General features: G+C 66.3%; 2 protein-coding genes. One reads left to right on the plus strand and one right to left on the minus strand.

What is annotated here, in order from left to right; all coding sequences use genetic code 11:
• Positions 1–128 precede the first annotated feature (128 nt).
• Positions 129–2,105, plus strand: a complete 1,977-nt coding sequence (gene mnmC, locus ACNFCI_RS23855) for a bifunctional tRNA (5-methylaminomethyl-2-thiouridine)(34)-methyltransferase MnmD/FAD-dependent 5-carboxymethylaminomethyl-2-thiouridine(34) oxidoreductase MnmC (protein WP_416768400.1) — start codon at positions 129–131, stop codon at positions 2,103–2,105.
• 297 nt (positions 2,106–2,402) lie between these two features.
• Here mnmC and ACNFCI_RS23860 read toward each other — a convergent pair whose 3' ends face one another.
• Positions 2,403–2,678: a hypothetical protein gene (locus ACNFCI_RS23860; RefSeq protein ID WP_416768402.1), complete on the minus strand. Its 276-nt coding sequence runs from the start codon at positions 2,676–2,678 to the stop codon at positions 2,403–2,405.
• Positions 2,679–2,858: the final 180 nt, after the last annotated feature.

A 2,858-nucleotide genomic window follows, 5' to 3' on the forward strand; every position in this document is an offset into this window, starting at 1 on the left:
GGCTCCCACAAGGTGTTGCATGCACGAACCGGGTGGGAGCCGGCTTGCCGGCGATTGGGCCGGTACAGCCAGCGAAAAACCGCCAGATGCCTTAAAATCGCCGCCTTTCACCGCAACCCGAGCCACCCATGCCTGACATCACCCACGCCCAGATCGACTGGGACGACCAGGGCCGCCCCCATTCGCGCCAGTACGACGACGTCTACTTCTCGAAGAACGAAGGCGTGGAGGAAACCGAGCATGTGTTCCTCGAACAGAATCGCCTGCGCGAGCGCTTCGCCAACCTCGCGCCCGGCACCTGCCTGGTGATCGGCGAAACGGGCTTTGGCACCGGCATGAACTTCTACAGCGCCTGGCAGCTGTTCGCCGAACACGCGCCCCCCGAAGCGCGCCTGCACTTCGTCAGCGTCGAGAAATACCCGCTGACCCGTGATGACCTGGCCCGTGCCGTGCAGTTGTGGCCGCACCTGGCGCCCTATTGGCGGCCACTGCTGGAGCAATACGTGGCGGTACATGGCGGTTTCCAGCCGTTCAGCTTCGAAGACGGCCGCGTCACCCTCACCCTGCTGGTCGGCGATGTGCTCGAACAGCTGCCCCAGCTCGATGCGCCAGTCGATGCCTGGTTCCTCGACGGCTTCGCTCCGGCCAAGAACCCCGACATGTGGACGCCGGAGCTGTTCGCGCAACTGGCCCGGCTTTCCCGCCCGGGCACCACCCTCGCCACCTTCACCACCACCGGCTGGGTACGCCGCGCCCTGATCGCTGCCGGCTTTGCCATGCGCAAGGTGCCCGGTATCGGCAAGAAGTGGGAGGTGATGCACGGCGAATTCCAGGGTTGGCCGGCCGAGCAACCGCTGCCTCCGGGCATCGCACCCTGGTACGCCCGCCCCACCCTGCCCCAGGGCCCACGCCAGGCCCTGGTGATCGGCGCAGGCCTGGCCGGTAGCGCCACGGCCGCGAGCCTGGCCGCCCGTGGCTGGCAGGTCAGCGTGCTGGAGCGCCACGACGCGCCGGCCCGTGAAGCCTCGGGCAACCCCCAGGGCGTGCTGTACCTGAAGCTTTCGGCCCATGGCACGGCGCTGTCGCAGATGATCCTCGCCGGCTTCGGCTACACCCGGCGCTGGCTGCAACGCTTGCAGCCCGGCCAGGACTGGGACGCCTGCGGTGTACTGCAGCTGGCCTTCGACGACCAGGAAGCCCAGCGCCAGGCCAAGCTGGCCGAAGCCTTCGACAGCAGCCTGCTGCAGGTACTCGACCAGGCCCAGGCCGAAGCCGTGGCCGGCGTGGCATTGCCGACCGGCGGGCTGTTCTACCCCGAAGGTGGCTGGGTCCATCCACCCGCGCTGTGCCAGGCGCAGTTGCGCCACCCGAACATCCGCTTGCTGACGCACCGCGAGGTGATCGAGCTGCGCAAGGTCGATGGCCAGTGGCAAGCCTGGGATGGCCAACGCCTGCTGGCCAGCGCACCGGTGGTGGTGCTGGCCGGCGCCGCCGAGGTGCGCCGCTTCGACGCCTGTAGCGCGCTGCCGCTCAAGCGCATTCGTGGGCAGATCACCCGGCTGCCGGCTACCGAGGCCAGCCGAGCGCTGCGCACCGTGGTCTGCGCCGAGGGCTACGTGGCACCGCCACGGGGCGACGAGCACACGTTGGGCGCAAGCTTCGACTTCCATAACGACGACCTGACCCCGACCACCGCCGAGCACCAGGGCAACCTGGCGCTGCTGGACGAGATCTCCACCGACCTGGCGCAGCGGCTGCACACCGCTGAGCTTGCCCCTGCGCAGCTGCAAGGCCGGGCGGCGTTTCGCTGCACCAGCCCCGACTACCTGCCGATCGTCGGGCCGGTGGCGGAAGCGCAAGCGTTCGCCGAGGCGTATGCGGTGCTGGCCAAGGATGCCCGCCAGGTGCCAGACACACCCTGCCCGTGGCTGGATGGGCTGTATGTGAACAGCGGCCATGGGTCGCGGGGTTTGATCACCGCACCGCTCTGCGGCGAACTGGTCGCGGCCTGGGTGTGCGGCGAACCGTTGCCAGTGCCTCGGGCAGTGGCAGAAGCATGCCATCCGAACCGGTTTGCGTTACGCCGGTTGATTCGCGGTCGATAATCCAAGTTTGAGATCGGCGGCGCACGATCTCACAGCCTATATAACAGATCGATCTAAAACTCTCACAATCCCCATGGGTCAGTTCCTTATGTGCCTCATTTCGGAGGCACATATTCCCCAACGGCAAAACCGGTAAGGACCTATGTGCGGATTAGCAGGAGTATTGGAAAAGGGGATTTTAAAGGGCTACAGGGGTGCATAGAACCCCTTTTCACCCCTGAAAAAACCTCATTTGGTACAAAAAGTGGTACGAGCACAGAGAGCCTATTCCGGCAGTTATCCATGCTCGGTGTAAGGCTATCGGCAGGCATCCACCGCAGCCTCCAGCAGGCGCTCGTACCCGATCCGCTGCCGCCGCTCTGCCAGCAGCGCACGCACTTTCACCTCCAGGCTGTCGGTCTTGCGCAGGCCGGCAGCAGCCCAAGGCGGCACAGCCACCTCCGGCGCCCGGCACGGCACCTGAACAGGCACCTCGACACGCACGTATTCGATCTGCGGTTCTACCTTGCCGGAGCATCCGGCCAGGCCCAGGGTCAGCACCAGGCCGCTCCCACAGGCAAGGCCACGGATCACTCGGCTTGCAGCTCGAAATCCCCCTTCTCCGCTCCCGCAGGAACGCAATTTCAGCCCCAGGCTCATAGACCCAGCTCCTTGTCGATGATCGAGGTCGCGGCCTCGCACTGGTCGCCACCGGTGCGCTCCTGCTGCAAGCGATTTGCCGCCTCGTAGTCGGCCTGGGCGCTGGCCTGTGCA

This window comes from Pseudomonas sp. NY15356 (genome assembly GCF_048068175.1).
Classification (GTDB): Bacteria; Pseudomonadota; Gammaproteobacteria; order Pseudomonadales; family Pseudomonadaceae; genus Aquipseudomonas; species Aquipseudomonas putida_K.